The sequence below is a fragment of the Brasilonema sp. UFV-L1 genome (assembly GCF_012912105.1).
In the GTDB taxonomy this organism is placed as follows: domain Bacteria; phylum Cyanobacteriota; class Cyanobacteriia; order Cyanobacteriales; family Nostocaceae; genus Brasilonema.
Map to the genome: position 1 here is coordinate 14,967 of NZ_QMEA01000003.1, position 21,984 is coordinate 36,950.

General features: G+C 42.3%; 20 protein-coding genes. 13 read left to right on the forward strand and 7 right to left on the reverse strand.

The features are described from left to right. Positions 1-386: 386 nt before the first annotated feature. Positions 387-2,198: a translation elongation factor 4 gene (gene lepA / locus DP117_RS01605; RefSeq protein ID WP_169216588.1), complete on the forward strand. Its 1,812-nt coding sequence runs from the start codon at positions 387-389 to the stop codon at positions 2,196-2,198. Positions 2,199-2,333: 135 nt separating this feature from the next. Further along, positions 2,334-2,834: a GNAT family N-acetyltransferase gene (locus tag DP117_RS01610; RefSeq protein ID WP_169216589.1), complete on the forward strand. Its 501-nt coding sequence runs from the start codon at positions 2,334-2,336 to the stop codon at positions 2,832-2,834. On the opposite strand, the gene DP117_RS01615 is transcribed toward DP117_RS01610, so the two are convergent. The 3 genes from DP117_RS01615 to DP117_RS01625 all read right to left on the reverse strand — a co-directional run bounded on the left by DP117_RS01615 (position 2,778) and on the right by DP117_RS01625 (position 6,237). After that, positions 2,778-3,344 (reverse strand): MAPEG family protein, encoded by a 567-nt coding sequence (locus tag DP117_RS01615; RefSeq protein WP_169216590.1) that lies wholly within the window; start codon positions 3,342-3,344, stop codon positions 2,778-2,780. The two genes, DP117_RS01610 and DP117_RS01615, sit on opposite strands and share 57 nt — an antisense overlap. 616 nt (positions 3,345-3,960) lie before the next feature. Continuing rightward, the gene (gene lepB, locus DP117_RS01620) at positions 3,961-4,551 is read right to left on the reverse strand and encodes a signal peptidase I (protein ID WP_169216591.1); all 591 of its coding nucleotides are present in this window, start codon (positions 4,549-4,551) and stop codon (positions 3,961-3,963) included. Positions 4,552-5,082: 531 nt separating this feature from the next. Beyond that, positions 5,083-6,237 (reverse strand): transposase, encoded by a 1,155-nt coding sequence (locus DP117_RS01625; RefSeq protein ID WP_248277484.1) that lies wholly within the window; start codon positions 6,235-6,237, stop codon positions 5,083-5,085. A 78-nt stretch (positions 6,238-6,315) separates the two neighbouring features. Here DP117_RS01625 and tnpA point away from each other — a divergent pair, with 78 nt between their 5' ends. Both tnpA and argH read left to right on the forward strand, forming a co-directional pair. Beyond that, on the forward strand, positions 6,316-6,780 hold the full coding sequence (gene tnpA / locus DP117_RS01630; RefSeq protein WP_169216592.1) for an IS200/IS605 family transposase: 465 nt from the start codon (positions 6,316-6,318) through the stop codon (positions 6,778-6,780). 133 nt (positions 6,781-6,913) lie between these two features. Continuing rightward, on the forward strand, positions 6,914-8,302 hold the full coding sequence (gene argH, locus DP117_RS01635; protein WP_169216593.1) for an argininosuccinate lyase: 1,389 nt from the start codon (positions 6,914-6,916) through the stop codon (positions 8,300-8,302). 73 nt (positions 8,303-8,375) lie between these two features. Here the strand turns inward: argH and DP117_RS01640 are convergent, their stop codons facing one another. Next, on the reverse strand, positions 8,376-8,540 hold the full coding sequence (locus tag DP117_RS01640; protein ID WP_169216594.1) for a hypothetical protein: 165 nt from the start codon (positions 8,538-8,540) through the stop codon (positions 8,376-8,378). 811 nt (positions 8,541-9,351) lie between these two features. Here DP117_RS01640 and DP117_RS01645 point away from each other — a divergent pair. Both DP117_RS01645 and DP117_RS01650 read left to right on the forward strand, forming a co-directional pair. Continuing rightward, entirely contained in the window at positions 9,352-9,846 is a 495-nt protein-coding gene (locus tag DP117_RS01645) for an NUDIX hydrolase (RefSeq protein ID WP_169216595.1), read from the forward strand. Between the two features lie 129 nt (positions 9,847-9,975). Beyond that, on the forward strand, positions 9,976-10,797 hold the full coding sequence (locus DP117_RS01650; RefSeq protein WP_169216597.1) for an alpha/beta hydrolase: 822 nt from the start codon (positions 9,976-9,978) through the stop codon (positions 10,795-10,797). A gap of 90 nt (positions 10,798-10,887) precedes the next feature. Here DP117_RS01650 and DP117_RS01655 read toward each other — a convergent pair whose 3' ends face one another. The 3 genes from DP117_RS01655 to DP117_RS01665 form a co-directional block, all read right to left on the reverse strand. Then, on the reverse strand, positions 10,888-11,130 hold the full coding sequence (locus DP117_RS01655; protein WP_169216598.1) for a hypothetical protein: 243 nt from the start codon (positions 11,128-11,130) through the stop codon (positions 10,888-10,890). Continuing rightward, positions 11,130-12,098, reverse strand: coding sequence for a pantothenate kinase (locus DP117_RS01660; protein WP_169216599.1), 969 nt, complete (start codon positions 12,096-12,098; stop codon positions 11,130-11,132). Before DP117_RS01660 ends, DP117_RS01655 begins: the two co-directional genes overlap by 1 nt. Positions 12,099-12,229: 131 nt before the next feature. Next, a complete protein-coding gene (locus DP117_RS01665; protein WP_248277493.1) occupies positions 12,230-13,819 on the reverse strand; it encodes an IS200/IS605 family accessory protein TnpB-related protein in 1,590 nt (529 codons plus the stop codon). Between the two features lie 86 nt (positions 13,820-13,905). On the opposite strand from DP117_RS01665, the gene DP117_RS01670 reads away from it, so the two are divergent. The 7 genes from DP117_RS01670 to DP117_RS01700 all read left to right on the forward strand — a co-directional run bounded on the left by DP117_RS01670 (position 13,906) and on the right by DP117_RS01700 (position 21,942). Next, positions 13,906-14,061, forward strand: a complete 156-nt coding sequence (locus DP117_RS01670; protein ID WP_339381230.1) for a hypothetical protein — start codon at positions 13,906-13,908, stop codon at positions 14,059-14,061. Positions 14,062-14,181: 120 nt separating this feature from the next. Beyond that, positions 14,182-14,382 (forward strand): hypothetical protein, encoded by a 201-nt coding sequence (locus DP117_RS01675; protein WP_211175858.1) that lies wholly within the window; start codon positions 14,182-14,184, stop codon positions 14,380-14,382. Further along, positions 14,348-14,764: a hypothetical protein gene (locus DP117_RS01680; RefSeq protein WP_169216601.1), complete on the forward strand. Its 417-nt coding sequence runs from the start codon at positions 14,348-14,350 to the stop codon at positions 14,762-14,764. The genes DP117_RS01675 and DP117_RS01680 overlap by 35 nt, the downstream gene beginning before the upstream one ends. A 244-nt stretch (positions 14,765-15,008) precedes the next feature. Then, positions 15,009-16,733 (forward strand): diflavin flavoprotein, encoded by a 1,725-nt coding sequence (locus DP117_RS01685; protein WP_169216602.1) that lies wholly within the window; start codon positions 15,009-15,011, stop codon positions 16,731-16,733. Positions 16,734-16,995: 262 nt separating this feature from the next. After that, entirely contained in the window at positions 16,996-18,708 is a 1,713-nt protein-coding gene (locus DP117_RS01690; protein WP_169216603.1) for a diflavin flavoprotein, read from the forward strand. Between the two features lie 521 nt (positions 18,709-19,229). Continuing rightward, a complete protein-coding gene (locus tag DP117_RS01695; RefSeq protein ID WP_169216605.1) occupies positions 19,230-20,669 on the forward strand; it encodes an efflux RND transporter periplasmic adaptor subunit in 1,440 nt (479 codons plus the stop codon). Between the two features lie 64 nt (positions 20,670-20,733). Next, complete coding sequence (locus DP117_RS01700) at positions 20,734-21,942, forward strand: ABC transporter permease (protein WP_169216680.1); 1,209 nt, start codon at positions 20,734-20,736, stop codon at positions 21,940-21,942. Positions 21,943-21,984 lie beyond the last annotated feature (42 nt).

Consider the following 21,984-nt stretch of genomic DNA (forward strand, 5'->3'; position numbering starts at 1 on the left):
CTGATTTGTTTTTCCAAGGCTTTGTAAAGTCGTTCGATTCACACCAGTCTGGCTCTTGCGGTTAGCACTTGCCCATGAAGTCCATGTTTTGTACTTCATGTTGTTTATTGTACGCCCCTGACTGGTAAATACGAGAAGCTATGGATAGACCTTCATATCTTCTTTTGAAAGTCTACAAGTCAATATTCATTTGTTAGTAGTCATTAGTCAATAGTCCTTAGTCCATAGCCATTAGTCATTAGTTATTCCTCTTGTCTATCCTCTTGTCCCTTTTATCTCTATCTTCTCACCTCTCCATACCACCGTCTGAGCCAAGAAAGCATTAAAATACGTGAAGTATGTATATTGCTGTTTTATCCCTTGTTGCTGATAAAGCAAAGAAGTCTATGACTGACGTTCCCGCAGATCGCATTCGTAATTTTTGTATTATTGCTCACATTGACCACGGAAAATCAACTTTGGCAGATCGCTTGCTGCAAGTGACAGGCACTGTAGATCAGCGAGAGATGAAAGAACAGTTTCTCGACAACATGGATCTGGAACGCGAGCGCGGCATTACAATTAAGCTGCAAGCTGCCCGAATGAACTACAAGGCAAAGGATGGTCAGGGTTATGTACTGAACTTAATAGATACTCCTGGTCACGTGGATTTTTCGTACGAAGTGTCTCGCAGTCTTGCTGCTTGCGAAGGTGCGCTGTTGGTAGTAGATGCTTCTCAGGGAGTAGAAGCTCAGACCTTAGCAAATGTTTACTTAGCCTTAGAGCATAACTTAGAAATTATCCCGGTTTTGAATAAAATAGACTTGCCTGGAGCAGAACCAGAGCGGGTGATCAAGGAAATTGAAGAAATTATCGGTTTAGATTGCAGTGGTGCAATTCTCGCCTCAGCCAAAGAAGGAATTGGCGTTGATGAAATTTTAGAGGCAGTTGTCGAGCGTATACCACCACCACAGAACACGGTAAATGACCGCTTACGAGCATTGATTTTTGATAGCTACTACGATAGTTACCGGGGAGTCATTGTTTATTTTCGGGTGATGGATGGCACACTCAAGAAAGGCGATCGCATTTACCTCATGGCTTCTGGCAAGGAATACGAAATTGATGAGTTAGGAGTGCTGTCTCCTACCCAAAAGCCAGTTGAAGAACTACACGCTGGGGAAGTCGGTTATTTAGCAGCAGCAATTAAAGCTGTGGCTGATGCACGGGTAGGAGATACAATGACTTTGACCAATGGCAAAGCCGCTGAACCATTACCTGGTTACACAGAAGCCAACCCAATGGTTTTTTGTGGAATGTTCCCCATTGATGCCGACCAATTTGAAGACTTGCGCGAAGCTTTGGATAAGCTGAAACTTAATGATGCTGCATTGCATTTTGAACCAGAAACCTCAAGCGCAATGGGTTTTGGTTTCCGCTGCGGCTTTTTAGGTTTGTTGCATATGGAAATTGTGCAAGAACGCCTAGAGCGAGAGTATAACCTAGACTTAATCATAACTGCTCCTTCTGTAGTTTACAAGGTACATACCATCAAAGGCGAGGAAGAATACATCGATAACCCCAGCCACCTACCCTCTCCCAACGAACGGGAAAAAATCGAAGAACCCTACGTTCAAGTGGATATGATTACACCAGAAACTTACGTTGGTACTTTGATGGAGTTGGCGCAAAATCGGCGTGGTGTTTTCAAAGATATGAAATATCTCACCCAAGGACGCACCACACTCACTTACGAATTGCCCTTGGCAGAAGTTGTGACTGACTTTTTTGACCAAATGAAGTCTCGCTCACGCGGATATGCCAGCATGGAATATCATCTGATTGGTTATCGGGAAAACCCCCTCGTCAAACTCGATATTTTAATTAATGGCGATCCAGTAGATTCTCTAGCGATGATTGTCCACAGAGATAAAGCATATAACGTTGGACGGTCAATGGCAGAAAAACTCAAAGAATTGATACCTCGCCATCAATTCAAAGTACCAATTCAGGCAGCTATTGGCAGTAAAATTATAGCCAGTGAACATATTCCGGCATTGCGCAAAGACGTGCTTGCCAAATGCTACGGTGGTGACATTAGCCGGAAGAAGAAACTCCTACAGAAGCAGGCAAAAGGGAAAAAGCGGATGAAATCTGTGGGTACAGTGGATGTACCACAGGAAGCTTTTATGGCAGTGCTACGTATAGACCAGCAGTAACCTATCTTCCTAACCTCTTTCTCTGTTGACAAGAAGAGAGTATCCTGATTTCTCGTTACTAGGCTCTGCCTAGTAACGTTTTTACAGAGGCTCTGCCTAGTGATTATGATAAAAGTGAGGCAGCAGCCCAAGGTCGTGCATTCCCAAACAGAACTTGGGAACGAGAACAAACGAGAACAAACCTCTTGTACTGTGGTGAAAATTCGACTGTATGACTCAAAGGATTTAGAAAATATTGTTCAGCTTTGGTACCAAACTTGGCACCAAACATTTCCCAATATTCAACATCCACAACCATATTCTGCATGGAAATCTCGCTTTAGTGATGAACTTGCTTCTACAGGAGAAGTTTGGGTTGCCGAAGTTGAACATGACATTGTAGGATTTGTTGTAGTGATAAAACAAGAACAGTATTTATCACAGATTTTTGTTAATTCCCAATATCAAAACTGCGGTATCGGTTCAGCCTTACTCAATAAAGCAAAAGAGATTTGTCCACAAGGATTAACACTTCAAACTTTGCAACAAAATACACAATCTTGCCGATTTTACGAGAAGCATGGCTTCAAAGCTGGTCAGCTAGCAATCAACAAAATTAACGGGCAAGCCAATATTGAATACGACTGGAATCCCTAAACATATATTATATGAAATAACACCTTGAAAACCGTAATAAACACAAGCTAAGCTACCAACTATATAGACAAACAAGGTGAGAAAAAAGCCAATAGCCCGACCAGGAGAAGGACCATAAGTCTTTATTAAACCCCATGCATGAGCAATTCTAGCTATTATGAGAATGCCACCCTCTAACCAAATGAGCCAATCAGGCGAATTCATTAACTCAAGAGCAATGACAAAAAGTAATGCTAGCGGCACATATTCCGCAAAATTTCCATGAGCACGAACCTTACGCTGTAAAGCACCGTAGTCTTCGACTTTATCAGGAATAATTTTTGTAGCAAGCTTCTCAACTGTAACTGTCACGACATTTGGATTTACAAGTGGATCGGGTTGTATCGCTACATCTTCTTTGGATTCACCATGCCAAACTCTTGTGCTTGTTCGTTCCATCACCACAATGTAGGTGAGTGCAAGAGCAATCAGACCATTCAGCCCGATAAAAAGAGTTGAAATTGGAATCATGTTTTTGTTGTCTTTAAGTATTTCAGCTCGCTTTTTTTATTTAACGAACATACTATAATATTACCCCATTATCAAAATATGACTAAAGTCATGCCAAATTTATGACTTTTATCCATAGCTTTAGTCAACGGAATTAGCTATTTTACTAAATAGCTGAGCACTATTTATCTTAGAATTGTGGAGAGAACCTCTAGTAACATTAACTGAAATAAAATTTTCCCGACATACACTCTTCGCTTCAAAAGGCATTCCTGATGTTTTCCAAAGGTTTGAACAAACAATTTGTGTATTTGACGACTGCATCTATAACTCTAACTGCAGTTGTTGTTCTTTCTCATACTAAAAATTTCTACGCAAGTTCAATTTGTGTTATCAGCAATACTGCGTCTATAAACAAAGCAGTAGATAGTTCGTTACCAAAAAATACAGCGTATAACTTTCTAGATGTGGTAATTGACAAAAGTCTTAATTAAAGATGGGGTTCATGAGGCTTGGTCATCAATAAATCGCAAATCAGTTCTCATTCTAGTGTTATACTTTTTTAGCAACATAAAGTTTGTGTATTCAAAGAGGAAGGTTTTGTATTTGTACTACCTCTGGTAGGTTCTCATTTAAACTACGGCTTTTGTTCTTCGCTTAATATACCTATACGGTTCGATGGCCAGTAGCGAACAGTTGCTCGACCAATAATATGATCGCGAGGAACAAAACCCCAGTAGCGACCGTCGCAGCTGTTGTTACGATTGTCTCCCAAAACCAAATAAGAATTTGCTGGCACAATTTCAGGTCCCCATAAATACTCAGGTTTATCTGCAATGTAGTTCTCATTTAAAGGGCGAGAATTAACGTATACGCGCCTTTCCTTGATCTCTATCTTCTCCCCAGGTAGTCCAATCACTCGCTTAATAAAAGGATCCTGGGATTTCTGTGCTAACCCACACGCAGCAGTAGTCTCTTCAGGTGGCCAAAATAGTACAATGTCACCTCGTTGTGGGTTTTTAAAGTGATAGCTCACTTTGTCTACCATCAAGCGGTCATTAATTTGTAGCGTTGGCTCCATTGAACCCGAAGGAATAAAATAGCCTGCTGCTGCAAAAGTGCGAATTCCAAATGCCAGAAATAAGCTCAACCCAATAGTTTTTATACCTTCAATTAAGAAATTATTGGGGTTTGACTGCTGAATATTGTGATTACGCTTTGAGGACATGAGTAGTTGATTAGACTATATAACGCTTGAGACTTAACCGAAAGTGCTTTTGTTCCTAATACCAATTCTGTATAAAGATGCGCCAAATTATATGAGGAACGAACCACATAGACGCGCAGTGGCTTCCCGCAGTCTTTGGACCTAAAGGACACAAAGAAAGAAATGAAAAAGTCAAGAAAATTTGGCGCAGCCTCACAAAGAAATGGTATAAGCTTCATGTCTGTCGTTAGCTCACCTATTTTGCCAAATATAAATTATGAATTATGAATTATGAATGGTGAACTACCTACACTCACAGCAAGCTGTGAGTGTAGGCTTCTAGCATTCCTAAGAACTACTAGAACTTCCTTCGAGGTACTATTAGTAGTAGAATCAGCTACTACTGGATTCCCTCTACGGCGTTTTATTGTTGGGAACAGTCCCAGCCCAACACGCTTTAAGTTGATAGCGGCATTCACGTCGCGGTCAACCCAAAGCAATTCAAATTCATCCCAGTACTCGCGGATATCACAATCAGTGAAGATGAATTCGTCACGATATGCGAGTAATTGAGACGTGTAAGCAGGTTTTACTGCTATGACCCACACCCGATGCTTTTGAAGCTATGTATTCTAGGATGGTAAAAAACTGTCCAAAGGCAGCATCGTTCCAGGATTTGTTTAAACCCGATTTAGCACTTTGACCATTTGGAAGATAGGTTCCGTTAACGTCGAGTTTAGCTTTGTTTCGCTTTGACAAAGCCTTAAGATTTAAATCTTCATGTACAAAAACTTTTTTATTTGTCCGAACTACTGCATGAGCCGTCTTAAATGCATGGTCTTTTCTTGCCCTGGCAATGCGTTGATGTTTTCGCGCTTCCCTTTTAGCTAGTTTACGGCGTGCCTTGCTACCTTTTTTCTTGGCAGATTTACGATTAGAAACCCTAGCCAGACGTTTTTCGGATTTTCTGAAAGACTTTAAAGAAGGTAATTTGGTATTCTCTGAAGTTGCCAAATAATCTTCTTCATGCAACACTGCATCCAAACCTAGAGTGTTATCCCAAGTGGGCGTTATCTCATCAGAAGTAAAAACAGGTACATTCGGGTCTTCTAGACAAATTGTGATATACCAGCCATCTGCTTTTTTTGTTAGCAAAGCATTTTTCAGCACAAAACCATTGGGTAAAGGTCGATGTAAACGTACTTTTATCCAACCATCAAGCTTTGAAATTGACAAGAATAACCAGTCTTTTTCGATTCGTTCAATCGTTATGGCTTGTCCCTCAATCCTCATGGTGCGATAGCGTGCCGCATTTTTAAAACGTGGCTTCCCACTACGTTTTCCGTTGCAATCTCCTTGAAGAAAACGAGAAAAAGCTTTATCTACTCGCTTGGAGACATCTTGCAATGTTTGAGATGGAACGCGAGAAAAATCTAGCAACTCTCCAGAATGACCCACTTTAAACAAGTCTTTTTTTAGAGTAGGAAGTTGTTTCTTTTGAGAAGAAAAATCTGGATTGTCTCGTAGTTCAGGCAACGGACAACTGATTATTGAACAAGCATCGATGCGACTGCGGTTATTCTCCCACCAATCAAATCTATCTCCTAGTTGCTTGTTGTACCAGTATTGACAAATTCGCAACCATTCGTTTAAGTCTTGTTTTTGATTGGTATTTGGATAAGCACGATACTGATAGTTAAGCAACAAAGGGACTCACCTCCTTAAACTCAAGTCAATGTTGTTATTATAGACTACAGTGATTGTAACATAGCTCCTGAAAAAGTTGTGAAAAATGATTTTGTCTCAAAAGGTCGGTCAGTCAGTGACCTGAAAGCTCATCTTGTACTGACAACAAAATATCGTCGCAAAGCTATCAATGGTGAGATGTTAAAGCGATTGCACATTATCCTTGAAGACTTGTTGGTTAAGTGGGACTGTAAACTGGTTGAGTTTAATGGTGAATCTGACCATGTACACGCGCTGTTTCAATATCATCCAGATTTACAATTAAGCACGTTAGTTGGAAACATCAAATCAACAACTTCCCGTAGACTCAGACAAGAATTTGCAGAGCATCTGAGTCGTTTCTACACAAAAGATGTTTTCTGGAACGGATCTTATTTTATTGCTAGTTGCGGCGGCGTGACTATCTCAACCTTAAAACAGTATATTGAATCACAAGACAGCCCAGAAATTGGCAATTCCGCACTTCGTGCCGCTCCGCTAACATCGACCCCGCTCCCGCGTTGACCGACGCCCAACATAGGTTGGGGGTCAATTCGTCATTGCCCCAAAATTCATCTCACACTCCCCTTCGGGTGAGATGTGAGGCTTCTTTTGGTTTTAGCTAAAAAGTTTCATAGCTCATAATTTTCCCACACTCATGAAAGAACAACAAACTTGGAGTCAACGGTTTGAATCGGCACTACATCCTGCAATCGCTCGGTTTAATGCCAGTATTAATTTTGATATTCTACTCATAGAGTATGACCTCACTGGCTCTCAAGCTCATGCCAAAATGTTGGCTCACACGGGCATTATTTCTCAGGAAGAAGGAGAGCAACTCGTTACTGGTTTAGAGCAAATTCGCCAGGAATATCGTCAAGACAAATTTCACCCTGGTGTTGAAGCGGAAGACGTGCATTTTGCTGTTGAGCGACGTCTTGTGGAAATTGTGGGTGATTTAGGGAAGAAATTACACACCGCTCGCTCCCGTAATGACCAAGTAGGTACTGATACTAGACTCTATCTCCGCGACCAAATTCAACAAATCCGCAACCAATTGCGAGATTTTCAACAAGTCTTACTAGATACCGCTGAAAAACACGTTGAAACGCTGATTCCTGGTTACACTCACTTGCAACGCGCCCAACCTCTAAGTTTAGCTCACCACTTGCTGGCGTACTTTCATATGGCGCAACGCGACTGGGAACGTTTAGGAGATGTTTCTCGCCGAGTCAATATCTCACCTTTGGGGTGCGGTGCTTTAGCAGGAACAACTTTCCCTATAGACCGCCACTATACAGCAAAACTCTTGAATTTTGAGGGAGTTTATGCTAATAGCCTTGATGGAGTGAGCGATCGCGATTTTGCGATCGAATTTCTTTGTGCTACCAGTCTGATTATGGTTCACCTCAGTCGTCTTTCAGAAGAAGTCATTCTTTGGGCATCAGAGGAATTTGGCTTTGTGACTCTCAAAGATAGCTGCGCGACGGGTTCAAGCATTATGCCTCAAAAAAAGAACCCCGACGTACCAGAACTGGTGCGCGGGAAAACTGGACGCGTATTTGGTCATCTTCAGGCAATGTTAGTGATGATGAAAGGGCTTCCCTTGGCATACAACAAAGACTTGCAAGAAGACAAAGAAGGTTTATTTGACAGCGTTAACACAGTCAAAGCTTGTTTAGAAGCAATGACAATTCTACTCCAAGAAGGTTTAGAATTTCAGACTCAGCGCTTGCAAGAAGCAGTCACACAAGACTTTTCTAATGCAACCGATGTCGCAGATTATCTTGCAGCACGGGGCGTACCCTTCCGGGAAGCATACAATCTTGTGGGCAAAGTGGTAAAAACCAGTATCGCTGCCGGGAAACTCCTCAAAGATTTGAGCCTAAAAGAGTGGCAACAACTTCATCCAGCATTTGCAGAAGATATTTACGAGGCAATATCACCTCGGCAAGTGGTTGCTGCTCGTAATAGCTATGGTGGTACAGGGTTTGCCCAAGTTAAGCAAGCACTCCTTAGCGCCCGTGCTCAAATGACAACTAAATAATCAACAAGGGCGTACATAATGTACGCCCCGACCCTCAAAGAGCTATAGGGCAAAAAGTATTTGAATAGAGAACTTACTCAGCATCCATAACTGCTGCGCCCTCATCTTCTTCGCTCTTCGGAGGTCGTTGTTGGAACCTTCTTTGGAAACGTCCTGTTGTCGTCCGTTTACGAAACTTTCGGGCATATGCCTGGTTCCGTAGCGCCTTTTCTTTCTTCGGATTGCGGCGCTTAGCCATGTTCACCTCATAAAATAAACAACTAAATAAGCTACTTCTAGGCTGAATGTAGGCAATAACAGTTATTGGTATTACTTATATAACTTAAGCCTAGTTTTGCGACTGACATATTTCAGACGGTAGACTATAGTACCATTCTATAAAAAAAATGTCAACAAATCTATAGAAGAGTCGTTTAGAATATATCGCTGTGCATACAAAAGGTTAGTAGAGCTTACCATCTTGCAGAAGTCTTTGCCTACCGAGGCAGGGAATCAAAAAAATTAAGTACAATCTTGAATAAGAAGTTTAAAAAGTAAAATCTAATAGTACGAAAATTATAATATTAGAGACTTTTCACCAATTCAGACCAAATTTTTTAGATCGACTCTCACGCTACCTCAGTATAGTAGTTATCAGGAAATTGACTCTTCGTATAAAAAAAGTTTTGATAAAAAAATTGTATATAAACTAAAAATGCAAATTTACTTTAAGTCGTCATTTCAGTCGTCATTTGAGTTATAAATTAAACTGGCTCGGTTTTCTCATTTACCTGATAATTTTTATTAAGATCAATGAGAACAAAGTTCTACTCATAGCAAGTACCATGCTTTTGCTATAATCTCAGAGTTTGCTTGATTGAGAAATTTGTGTCTTCAGACATACAATATCTTTAATTTAAGCAAATGGTAGAATTAACATAGATTCTACGTTAATCGTTAAAATAAAACCCCAAACCACAAAAATTGTTGTATAACAAGCAACTCAACATCACACTTGAAAAAGTGGGAGTGGCGGGGCAACTCTACACTACAAGGCAAACGATTGAAAATTGAACATTCTTGCTTTTTTTGCAGTGGCTGTTCAGTCCACACGTAATTTATGGCGCATTGGACAAACCGTGCTGGGCATTATCTTTCGTCATCCCATTCCAGGCACAAGTATTATTCCAATTTTACCAGATGGTCGAATTGTGCTGATCCGACGGCGCGATAACGGTCTGTGGGCTTTACCTGGAGGAATGGTGGACTGGGGAGAAGATGTTCCTAATGCTATCCAACGCGAGTTAATGGAAGAAACCGGACTAGAACTGGTAACAATTCGGCGTTTAGTTGGTGTGTACTCCGCACCAGACCGCGATCCTAGAATTCATTCAATTTGTATTGTAGTTGAAGCAAATGTGCAGGGAAACATGGAAATTCAAGATACTTTGGAAGTGATGGAAATCCAAGCTTTTCCACTCAATTCTCTACCTCCAGGACAGATGTCTCATGACCATAGTCGGCAGCTACAAGATTATCTAGATGGCTTAACAACACTAGCGTAATGCTATTTCAGCCCTAGTTAGTGGTTAGTAGTTAGTAAAAAAATTAACGAATAATGAGCAGCTACCTACTAACTCACAATTTCAAATGAAAAATCTACTAAAGATAACGCTTATATTAAATCATTAAATATGAATTCTATATTTCGTAGCTCCCGCATAAAGCTTTCTCAAGGGACGCTTTTCTGGCGTGAGATTGGAGAAGGAACTGCCATAATTTTTTTACATGGTAGTTGGAGTGATAGCAGCCAGTGGATATCTATCATGGAGATGATAGCACAAGATTTCCATTGCTTTGCCCCAGATTTACTGGGATTTGGCGAATCAGAGTTTCCTAATGTCCACTATTCAATTGATTTGCAAGTGGAATGCATAGCACAATTGCTACACACTTTAAAGCGCGCTTTAAAGCAAGACAGAGTCTATTTAGTTGGAGATTCCCTTGGGGCTTGGATTGCTGCTAGCTATGCTTTGAAGTATCCAGAACAAATTAATGGTTTGGTGTTACTAGCGCCTGAGGGTGTAGAAATACAAGGGCAAAAGAAACGTTGGCAAAGGATGCAACGGATATTAAAGCGTCCATCACTGGTTTTTCACTTATTGCGACTATTTCGTCCCATAACTAAAATATTTGGTTTGAATGAAAAAATTGAACAGGATTGGCGATTTCATCAAGTGATGCAGCATTATCCTACAGCTTGCGAACTCCTTTTCCAACGCCAGCATCCAGAAATTCAAGCAGAATTGCTACACGACGAATTGTCATTTATAACAGTCCCGGTTTTAATTCTACAAGGTGAAAAAGACAACCAAGAAGCTATAGCCATGAGTCGCGCTTACGCTCAATATATTCTTCATGCAAAGTTGAAAACAATTGCCCACGGAGAGGATAATTTACCAGAGTCTTGTGCGCCAGTTGTGGCTGGGGATATCCGCGACTTTATTAAGGGTTGATTTTTGGTTAAATAGGCATTGAGCCGAGAACCGTGTTTTTTCCGGCAATCTGGTCTGAAAATCCTTGTTGTGTATAGATTTGATAATTTGCTACATCATCGGTAGAAAAGACCTGATTAACAACGACAAATCAAGCCTTTGCGAGACATCTTGCAGGTTTTGACAGCCATCTCGGTGCAATGCCTTAGTGCGTTCATTGTCCTTATCGGTCAATCCTAGTTCTTGGCGTTCTTGTACATCCAGTGCAGATAATCCGTCCTTAAGTTGCTCTGTGCGTAATTCTGTTGAATGCGCTTTGACTTCTCGCTTCTGTTTGTGAGAGTTCCAAGTCACTAGCCTTCTGTCTTTTCTATTTCACCGAGTAGGTAATCTTTTTTCTTCAGGCGATCGCATCGGGGATGAAAACAGCATCGTTCATTGCATTTTTGCATTCCCCAAAAAATCAAATTCGTCTCCACAATCACATGCGCTGCAATCTCAGTTTCCTGAGATTGTAGATACTTTACCAGCAAAGTGCGATCGCCTCCAGTCATCACAATCTTCCCTTGCGGAAAATCCCGCCACCACGCTTCTATAAAATCTTTGATTCCAGCAACTAGAGTGTAAATAACCCCACTTTGCATTGCTTGTTGAGTATTCAAAGCATAACGCTGAGGTAATTGCTGGGGTGACTCAACTGTTGGTAATTGTCCTGTTCTTTCAGCAAGAGTCGCAAGCTGTAACCCAAGCCCTGGAAGAATTGCGCCTCCAACCAAACAATGGTTAGTATCTGCACCAGTGAAGGTAAGTGCTGTTCCCGCATCAATCACCAGCACAGGAAAACCCCAAACTTGTCCAGCACCCAATAAAGCTAATGCACGGTCGATTCCCAGTGTGGAATAGATCCCCTTTATGGGAACTTGTTCTAAGGTAATAATACAAACGTTAGGATAAGTTTGCCATAGTGCTGTTTGATTGGGAACAACCGAGGCTAAGAGGAGGGGAATGGGGAGGTGGGGAGATAAGGGATTCAGAGAGTCAGAGAGTGAGAGAGTCAGAGAAAATTCTCCCTCTGTCCTTCCCTCCATAGTTTCCTCGCTCCTATGGTCTCCCGTATCGCCTTGTCCGTTTATCCCTTCATTAGGTGGTAAAATCTCTGGTGGTAGGTCGTTCAGTGTTTTTGATTGAGATAATTTCTGCACAATGTTAGCTGGCATATAATTTGTATCCCAAGTACGAATGAGCGTTTCACCTATAAAGTGCGCCCAATGCAGCCGGGAATTTCCAATCATTAAAGCTAGCCAGAAAGAGCTATTACGCATTAATTATTAGCTGTCATCTTTCTCAGATGACTCTAGACTTTTTTATTTTGATATAACTTTAACAAGGTAACTATTAAATTCCGATATAAAACTTCAGATTGACATCTCCCCTCACTAGAAGTAAGGGGATTCTAAACTGATGTTGCTCCGAGGGCTAAAAGCCCACCGCCAGATGCCTGCGGAGGGAAAACGCCACATGCTTCAAGCCGGGAAACCCGTCCAACGCAGTGGCTCCCCTCCCGCAGCACTGGCTCATCTGCGCAACGTTTACGATATGATTTACTTAAGCGATTAAACAAATCAATCCGTTGTGGCACTGTCAAAGATGCCCTACCCACCTCGACTAGATTCAAACCTAGCTGTGTGGCGACTTTTCTCGCAATATTAGCCGCGCCATTGCAATCTGCATTGATAACGTGACCATCACGACTTTTGTACAATCCGCGTTTTACTCTTAGACCTGACGGTTTCCATCCTGCGGGTTTTTCACCATGCTTGTAGAGGCTATCGCCATCCAGGTAAGACGCTTTACTTGTGTATGCTTCCTCGGTGATTGTGAGTACAATTCCGTATTCTGGACAAAGTTGTTTGAGACGTTCAATCAATCGTCCTGTGGGAATAACAACAAAGTTCTGATTGTTGCGTTTGCCCATATTAGAGCCACTGTTTTGACCATCATTCCAACCAATGACAAGGTTCCCCACACGGTCATTAAGACATTGGTTGATGATAAATCGCGCTGCTTTATTCACAGCATCACGCATCTGGTTATTACGTTTGCGTTGTACTCTATCAAGATTGGAATCCGACGCATTGTCCCCTAGAAAATGAACCAGCCTTTGTTTCGTTGATCTGTCGGCGTAGTCGGGTACTCGTTGTAGTAAGGCTGGTTCATTTTCTTCGTGTAAGACCCCCGCCCAATAAAAATCAGACTTCCCTTGCTTGTACTTGGCAACTAGACGACAATAACCTTGATTCATCGCTTTCAGTTTGCGACCATCAATAATCAAACTTTTCCCATGAGTTGAAACACCTGTTAACCAGTTGGTTCCTCCGTGGTCAAAACTCCAAGCTTGAGTGTAATCAAGGTTGGGATTGCTGTTGATTGGCTCTTTGCCATCATCAATTACCCAATCAATCCACAACTCACCCAAATAAGGACGTACCGTTACTTCCTTAACCCAATCTGAATCAATGAATTCAGGCAATTGCAAGGCTATTTCTATTAGTAAATGCGGTTTAGTTTCACGACTAATTGATGGATAAAAACAACCACCTTTATAGTTGAGTGCTTGACGCGGAAATGTTACAGATGCAAGCCCACCACGTTTTCTGTATTTTGGTAGTGACGGTTTATCAACTTCACCTTTGTAATAAGCGTTTACCAACCCGTTATAACTAGTGATTGACTCGCCTACAGTCTTTAGCGTTTGCTGTGCTGACTGTGCAGCCATTGCTTTGTAATGTGGACTGTCTTTGAGAACTTTATCTAATTCGGGGTAAGTCGTGCTGCACTTATACGTTTTCCACCCCGTAAGTAATTCATCACTACGCCAGTAAGTTGTAAAAGCATCATCTAACTGTTCAAGCTTGCTGTAATGAGTTTGCCTAGTGTGATAAACGCTCTCGTTTATCAGGCTGTTAGCGTGTTCGCATTGATTAACCCAAAAGACTTTTTCTTCGTCTGTAAATCTTGCCCTAACCGGAATTGTTCTGTACAGTTGACTCACCTCCTGCTGCCTTGTTAGTATGCATTTAGAATACTCGACAATTCTAAGAGATGTCAACAGGTAAAGGTAAAAAAAGAGTGAAAAATCAACCCGTTTTATATAACGAGTTAAAGAAAGTCCACGGCATATCACTTACTGATTCTTCTTGGAACAAATTAAAAGATATGGCACAGACAGAAGGATTAAGTGTGAGTGAATATGTAGAACGATGGTTAAGAGACACTGCGGACTAAAGTCGGGGCGTGTCGGGTTTCATCCCCTCCTTAAAAGGTAGGGGTTCTCACCCTCCCGCTATGCTTTGATAGAAAATATTTAGACTTAAACTTTAAAAAGATTAATTTAGTAAACGAACAATGTCTACCCACGTAGAGACACAACAGAAAATTCATAATGGAAGTCATGCCGTAGTGATTGGCGGTAGCATGGCTGGATTACTGGCAGCAAGAATTTTAGTAGAACACTTTGAGCATGTCACTGTGGTAGAGCGCGATCGCCTTCAATCCTATTTACGGTCAGGGTATGACCGCTGCTGCATTGGGTGCTTTAACCCTTAACCAGTGCTTACAAGAGCAATTCCGGTATCGAGAGCCCAACCTCACAGGTTTAACTAAGCACTTTCAAAAGCAACTCTCTAAAGTTTTGCAAACTCCTTGGTTGATGGCAACAGGTGAAGATTTCCGTTGGGCAACTACCTCTGGCGGTCATCTTAGCAAAATGACTCAATTAATGCATCGATATATGGATCAAGTCATGCTGCTATGCGTTACTAATCCCAAGATATACCGCAGTTTTGCACAAGTGTCACATCTAGTCAAGTCTCCAAGGACGCTTTTTGCACCTGAAATTCTGGTACGAGTCATAGGGACATTGCTGAATTCGAGTATGAATCAGGCGAATGCTTTAAGCAACGGACGCTATGCACCAAAGCAGGGATAGCAAGAGGAATGTTACTTTCTTTGTTCAAACTACCTACCTGTGCTAGTTACAGGCTTAGCCTGCCTAAGCAGGCTTTTTTGCATAGTCTTTGTCTGGCGGCTTGTGAGTAACGAGATACTCACCACCATATTAATACTTTTAGTTTTTTTTAACTTATCTATAGAAAAATTAATAAAAATTTATAAAAAAGTCGTGTCACAATAGGGACAGAGTAATAAATACTCAATTGCTAAGGAGACAAGTTATGGTAGCGCTCACCGAAAAAACCAAGAAAAAGCTAACCATGGAAACAGGCGAGATTGCTCCCGAGACGACAGCAATTCGCTCTTTGGATTGGGATCGCGATCGCTTTGATATCGAGTTTGGTTTGCAAAATGGTACTACCTACAATTCATTCCTGATACGCGGTGAGCAAATAGCTCTGGTTGACACCTCTCACGAAAAGTTTCGCCAACTTTACTTAGATACGCTCAAAGGTCTAATTAATCCAGCAGATATTCAATATCTTATTATCAGTCACACAGAGCCAGACCACAGCGGTTTAGTCAAAGATGTTTTACAACTTGCGCCGGATGTAACAGTTGTCGGTTCTAAAGTCGCCATCCAATTCTTGGAAAATTTGGTGCATCGTCCATTTAAACGCCAAATTGTGAAAAATGGCGATCGCCTGGATTTAGGCAACGGACACGAACTAGAATTTGTCATTGCACCAAATTTACACTGGCCCGACACCATCTTCACCTTCGATCACAAAACTCAAACTCTATTTACCTGTGATGCGTTTGGGATGCACTATTGCTCAGATAGCACGTTTGACGAAGATTTAAAAACAATAGAAGCTGATTTTCAATACTATTACGAATGTCTGATGGCTCCTAACGCCCGTTCAGTTTTATCTGCCCTCAAGCGGATGGATGAACTGGAAAAAATCAACATAATAGCCACAGGTCATGGACCATTACTACAACATAACGTTGACGAACTCACCGGGCGTTATCGCAATTGGAGTAAAACCCAAGCCAAAGCAGAAACAAGCGTAGGAGTCTTTTACGTTTCAGATTACGGTTATGGCGATCGCCTAGCCCAAGCAATTGCCAGCGGTATCACCAAAACTGGCGTCGCCACAGAAATGGTAGACTTGCGTGCAGGCGTTGACTTACAAGAATTGCGGGAACTTGTAAGTCGTTGTGCTGGTATTGTTGTTGGAATGCCTCCAGCTTCTGGTGCAGCTAGTATCCAAGCTGCCATCAGTACCATTTTAGGCTCAGTGAATGAAAAACAAGGAGTAGGAATTTTTGAATCAGGCGGTGGAGATGACGAACCAATCGATCCGTTGCTGAGTAAATTTCGGAATTTGGGTTTGATAACAGCGTTTCCAGCAATTCGGATTAAACAAACACCTACAGAAAACACCTACAAGCAGTGTGAAGAAGCAGGGACAGATATCGGACAGTGGGTGACACGCGATCGCAGCATCAAGCAAATGAAATCTCTGGGTGCTGACGTTGATAAAGCATTAGGTAGAATTAGCGGTGGATTATACATCATCACTGCCAAAAAAGGTGATGTATCCAGCGCCATGTTAGCTTCTTGGGTTTCTCAAGCCAGCTTCAAACCCTTAGGAATATCGATAGCAGTCGCTAAAGATAGGGCAATTGAATCACTCATGCAAGTGGGCGATAAATTCGTGCTCAACGTCTTAGAAGAAGGTAACTACCAAAAATTGATGAAGCACTTCCTCAAACGTTTTGCTCCTGGTGCTGATCGTTTTGAAGGAGTGAGAACCCAGCCAGCCGAAAATGGTACACCCATCCTTGCAGATGCTTTATCATACATGGAGTGCGAAGTCATCAGTCGGATGGATGGTGGTGACCACTGGATTGTGTACAGCAACGTATACGCAGGACGAGTTTCCAAACCAGAGGCGCTGACAGCAGTCCACCATCGTAAAGTTGGTAATCATTATTAACAACACCAGTCCACTCTACTGATAACTGATAACCGCTTATGAGTCTTTTCTGTTTAGTTCACGGTGCTTTCCTGGGCGCGTGGTGTTGGGATCTACTCACTCAAGAAATACAAGCGCGTGGTCATCAGACGGTAGCAGTGGATTTCCCAATTTGAGCAAAACAAAACAGTCTAAGGTGCGTTACGCTCTGCGTTAACACACCCTACATTACTACCTTACATAAAGTACATAGTTCAATATAAAATTTTATTACATAAAACTCATGCCAGAAACTAAATCCCGTGACGTTCAGGTTTACCCCATCGCTACTGACACAACTGTGCTTCGTTCCCGCAGTTGGACACGCCTGAGATTTGAAATAGAATATGCTCTAGCAAAGGGGACAACAGCAAATTGTTATCTCATTAAAGGAGATAAAATTGCCCTCATTGATCCTCCAGGAGAAACATTTACAGAAATTTTCCTGGAAGCTTTGCACAAACGCTTCGATTTAAAAAACATTGATTACGTCATTCTCGGTCACATCAATCCCAACCGTGCCGCAACTCTCAAAGCTTTATTGGAACTTGCACCGCAAATCACCTTTGTTTGTTCTAACCCAGGAGCAAAAAATTTGCGTGGCGCATTGGAAAACCCAGATTTACCAGTGATGGTGATGCGTGGGGAAGAAACTTTAGATTTGGGTAAAGGACATCATCTACAATTTATTCCTACTCCCAATCCTCGCTATCCAGACTTACTTTGCACCTACGATCCGCAAACAGAAATTCTCTACACAGATAAGCTTTTTGGAGCACATATTTGTGGCGATCAGGTTTTTGATGAAGGCTGGGAAATCATCAACGAAGATAGACGCTATTATTTTGATTGCCTCATGGCTCCTCATGCTCGTCAAGTCGAAACTACACTCGATAAACTTGGTGACTTACCTGTGAGAATGTATGCGACTGGGCATGGACCTTTAGTACGCTACAGCTTAATTGAACTAACAGAATTTTACCGCCAATGGTGTCAGGAGCAAGCATCGCAAGAAACATCTGTCGCGTTGATTTATGCTTCGGCGTATGGAAACACAGCGACTCTTGCCCAGGCGATCGCTCGTGGTATGACAAAAGCCGGTGTTGCTGTAGAATCAATAAACTGCGAGTTTGCTGAGCCAGAAGAAATCCGCGCTGCAGTCGAAAAAGCATCTGGCTTTATCATTGGTTCTCCTACCCTTGGTGGTCATGCACCTACTCCTGTACAAGTCGCTTTAGGTATTGTACTTTCCACTGCGACTAACAATAAACTTGCTGGTGTCTTTGGTTCTTTCGGTTGGAGTGGGGAAGCAGTCGATATTATCGAGGGTAAACTCAAAGACGCTGGCTATCGATTTGGTTTTGAAACTATCAGAGTGAAGTTTAAACCCAATGATGCTACTCTGCAAATGTGTGAAGAAGCAGGAACTGACTTTGCTCAAGCGCTGAAGAAAGCGAAAAAAGTGCGCACTCCCAGCCAGCCCGCCACGACAACTGAACAAGCAGTCGGGCGCGTTGTCGGTTCACTGTGTATCCTCACAGCAAAGCAAGGCGATATCTCCAGCGCAATGTTAGCCTCTTGGGTTTCTCAAGCAAGCTTTAATCCACCAGGTTTAACCATTGCTGTCGCGAAAGATAGAGCAGTAGAATCACTGACACATTCAGGTAATAATTTCGTCCTAAATGTCTTGAAAGAGGGAAATCATATCGGCTTAATGAAGGACTTCCTCAAACCCTTTGGTCCAGGACAAAACCGCTTTGATGGTGTCGCAACTCAAGAAGCTGGAAACGGTTCTCCTATTCTTAATGATGCCTTAGCTTACTTAGAATGCTCCGTAAAAAACCGGATGGAAGTAGGCGACCATTGGCTTGTTTATGCAACTGTGGATAATGGCAAAGTGCTAGATGGTGAGGGGGTTACCGCTGTGCATCACCGTAAGTCTGGTAACCATTATTAACAGTTATCAGTTATCAGTTATCAGCACATCTAGCCCCTCTGGGGCGCTACGCAAACGCTTGGGTAGCAATTATTGTTCCTTATCAGACCGCGCTGGCTCACCATTTCTAGCCGTGGGAAAATGTCAATCAGGTCAAGAGTATGACAAAAGTCACAAATTGATAGTTACTTTTGTCCTAATCTGTTTGGGACTTTCGCTTCATGTAATCTATCAGGGGAAGCACTTAAGCTAGAAACCATGCAACTAGCGAAAGCAAAAATTGGGAAATAAAATTTTAAAACTAATGCAGAGTTTTCTAGCACCAAAGAAATCGGAAGAGATTTACCAGTATTAAAAGCAATTGATATGCATTATAGAGTTTTTGGTCAAAATTGCGAATAATCAATTGCTAAGTATTCATGCTCCAAGTTCCCCCCAGTTCCTTCAAAATAAAGAATTGGGGGTTTCCTTAATTTTTATTTTAAATGTATAACATGATAAATCTTTAAAAGACGATAGATCACAGGAGATTTTCAAAGCATATGGCAAAAGTCGAGGAAAGATCTGATCTAGTCAACAATTCGCAGTCCTGGAAAAAACCCGATTCTGTGAAAGGTTTAAGACCACTCAGATTACCAAAGTGGCTCGTAGGATTCCTCGTTTTGGGTTTTTTGCTTGGAGGAGGCTACTATGGGGTACGGCAGTTCATGATCACACAGCGTCAAGAACTCCAACGTCGGATACAAACGGCTGTTGTCGAGCGAACAAATCTTCCTGTGACAATTTCGGCAAATGGTACAGTACAACCTGAACGTTCAACTAACGTCAGTCCGAAAACGTCTGGTGTGTTGAAAAAATTGCTGGTGAAAGAAGGCGATCGCGTTCAAGAAGGACAAATCCTAGCATATATGGATGACTTGAACTTGCGAGGACAACTCACTCAAGCAAAAGGAGAATTGGAAAATGCCCAAGCCAATCTACGCTTAGTACTAGCGGGTAGTCGTATAGAAGACATTGCTAAAGGACAAGCCGATGTCAAAAGTAATCAAGCACAGATTGTCCAAGCCCTATCTCGGCTAGATTTATCAAACTTACGCGTCAGGCGGCTACGTACTGCTACAGAGGAAGGTGCAGTTTCTCGCGATACTCTAGACGAAGCTTTAACCGAACAGCGCAACGCCAAAGATAATCTTGAACAGGTAAAAGCTAGTCTGATCGCAGCACAACAAGCACTTGCCAAGCTCAAAAATGGCTCCCGACCAGAAGAAATTGACCAAGCACGCGCTAAAGTGATGACATCTCAGGGGAGTTTACAGACAATTCAGACGCAAATCAATGATACAATTATTCGTGCTCCCTTCACTGGCGTTGTCACGCGTAAGTTTGCTGACCCCGGTGCATTTGTAACTCCTACTACAGCAGGTAGCTCTGTTTCTTCAGCAACCTCTTCTTCTATCCTGGCATTGGGATCTAAAAATCTAGTGACGGCAAAAGTGGCTGAAACCAATATCTCGCAAATTAAAGTGGGACAGACCGTGACTATCCAGGCAGATGCTTATCCAGATAAAAAATTTCCAGGAAAAGTTACCCAAGTTGCTGCTCAATCCACTGTAGAGCAAAATGTTACAAATTTTGAAGTCAAAATGTCTCTTTTTGATCCAGAAAATCTTCTGCGAGCGGGGATGAATGTGAATGTGGACTTTAACGTTGGGAAATTAGACAACGCCCTGGTAATTCCCACAGTTGCTATTGTACGTCAAGACAACACCAGTGGAGTCATGGTCTTCACCGAGAATGGAAAGAGGAAACGACCTGAATTTCGAGCGATCGCAACTGGAGTCAGTGTCGGTCAAAAAACAGTGGTTCGTTCTGGACTGCGTGAGGGAGAGCAAGTGATGCTTAGTTTCCCACCAGGGGCGCGTCCTCAATTTAATTCATCTCCAATGATGCCCTTCGGGGGACCTCCAAGGCGTTATCGTTAGAAGGGTGCTTTAAGTGGTTAAGTCTATTCGTCCAATTAAAGTCTCGCTACTTGAAATTTTATCAATGGCATTAGAAGCCATGTGGAGTCATCGTCTCCGCACAGGGCTGACAATGTTAGGAGTGATTATTGGGATATCTTCTGTGATTGCTGTGACTTCGGTAGGTCAAGGAATTCAGAAAGCAACCGAACAGCAGATTCAAGCTTTAGGCTCGAATGTCATGCTGGTGCTTGCGGGAGCAGCACGCTCTGGAGGAATTAGCCAAGGTGTTGGTTCTGCATCAACTTTAACATGGGAAGATGCACAGGCGATCGCCCAACAGGTTCCAGCCGCCCAATCTGTCACCGCCTTTCTACAGCGCACAGTACAGGTGGTTTATGCGGGACAAAATATTTCCACAACGGTGATTGGAACAGATTTGAATTACCCAGAAGTGAAAAACATTCATCCCCAACAAGGGCAGTACTTTACTCAGGAAGACTTAGATAGCGCTCATCCTGTTGCTGTTCTGGGTAGTAAAGTGCGCGATGATTTATTTGGTACTGGCTCATCTGCCATTGGTTATGATATCCGCATTCAAGGCGGACGCTATAAGGTGATTGGGGTAATGGAGTCGAAAGGAGCATCAGGCGCACAGAATGTCGATGACCAAATGTATATTCCCCTAACAAATATGTCTGCCCGAATTGTGGGCAATAATGCTCTTAACGGTACTGCTATTAATGGTTTGTGGTTAAAGGCTGAAGACGAGGCGCAGCTTGATGCGGCTCAGTTTCAGGTGACAAACTTGCTTCGTATTAAGCATAATATATACCCGCCTCAAGCAGACGACTTTCGCATTATTAATCAAGTTGATATTATTAATACTTTTAGCAATGTTGTGGGATTGTTTACTATTTTAGTAGGGGCGATCGCAGGAATTTCCCTAATTGTTGGGGGTATTGGTATTGCAAACATTATGTTGGTTTCCGTTGTAGAGAGAACCCGAGAAATTGGCATTCGTAAAGCCGTAGGAGCTACCTACAGCGCGATTTTGAGCCAGTTTTTAACTGAAGCAGTCGCGGTTGCGATTGTAGGGGGAGCGATTGGTATTGGATTTGGTATTAGCCTTGCCCTTGTAGCAGCTAACGTGTTTAAATTTCCGTTTGTAGTTTCTTTGTGGTCAATTCTTGCTGGATTTGGATTTTCGTTAGTAACCGGGTTAGTCGCAGGGGTGATTCCAGCCCGCAACGCCGCCCGACTTGATCCAATCGCTGCTTTACGGAGTGACTGAGTGTTAGCGTAGCGAGCCGTAGGCTGGGAGTAACTTCTAATT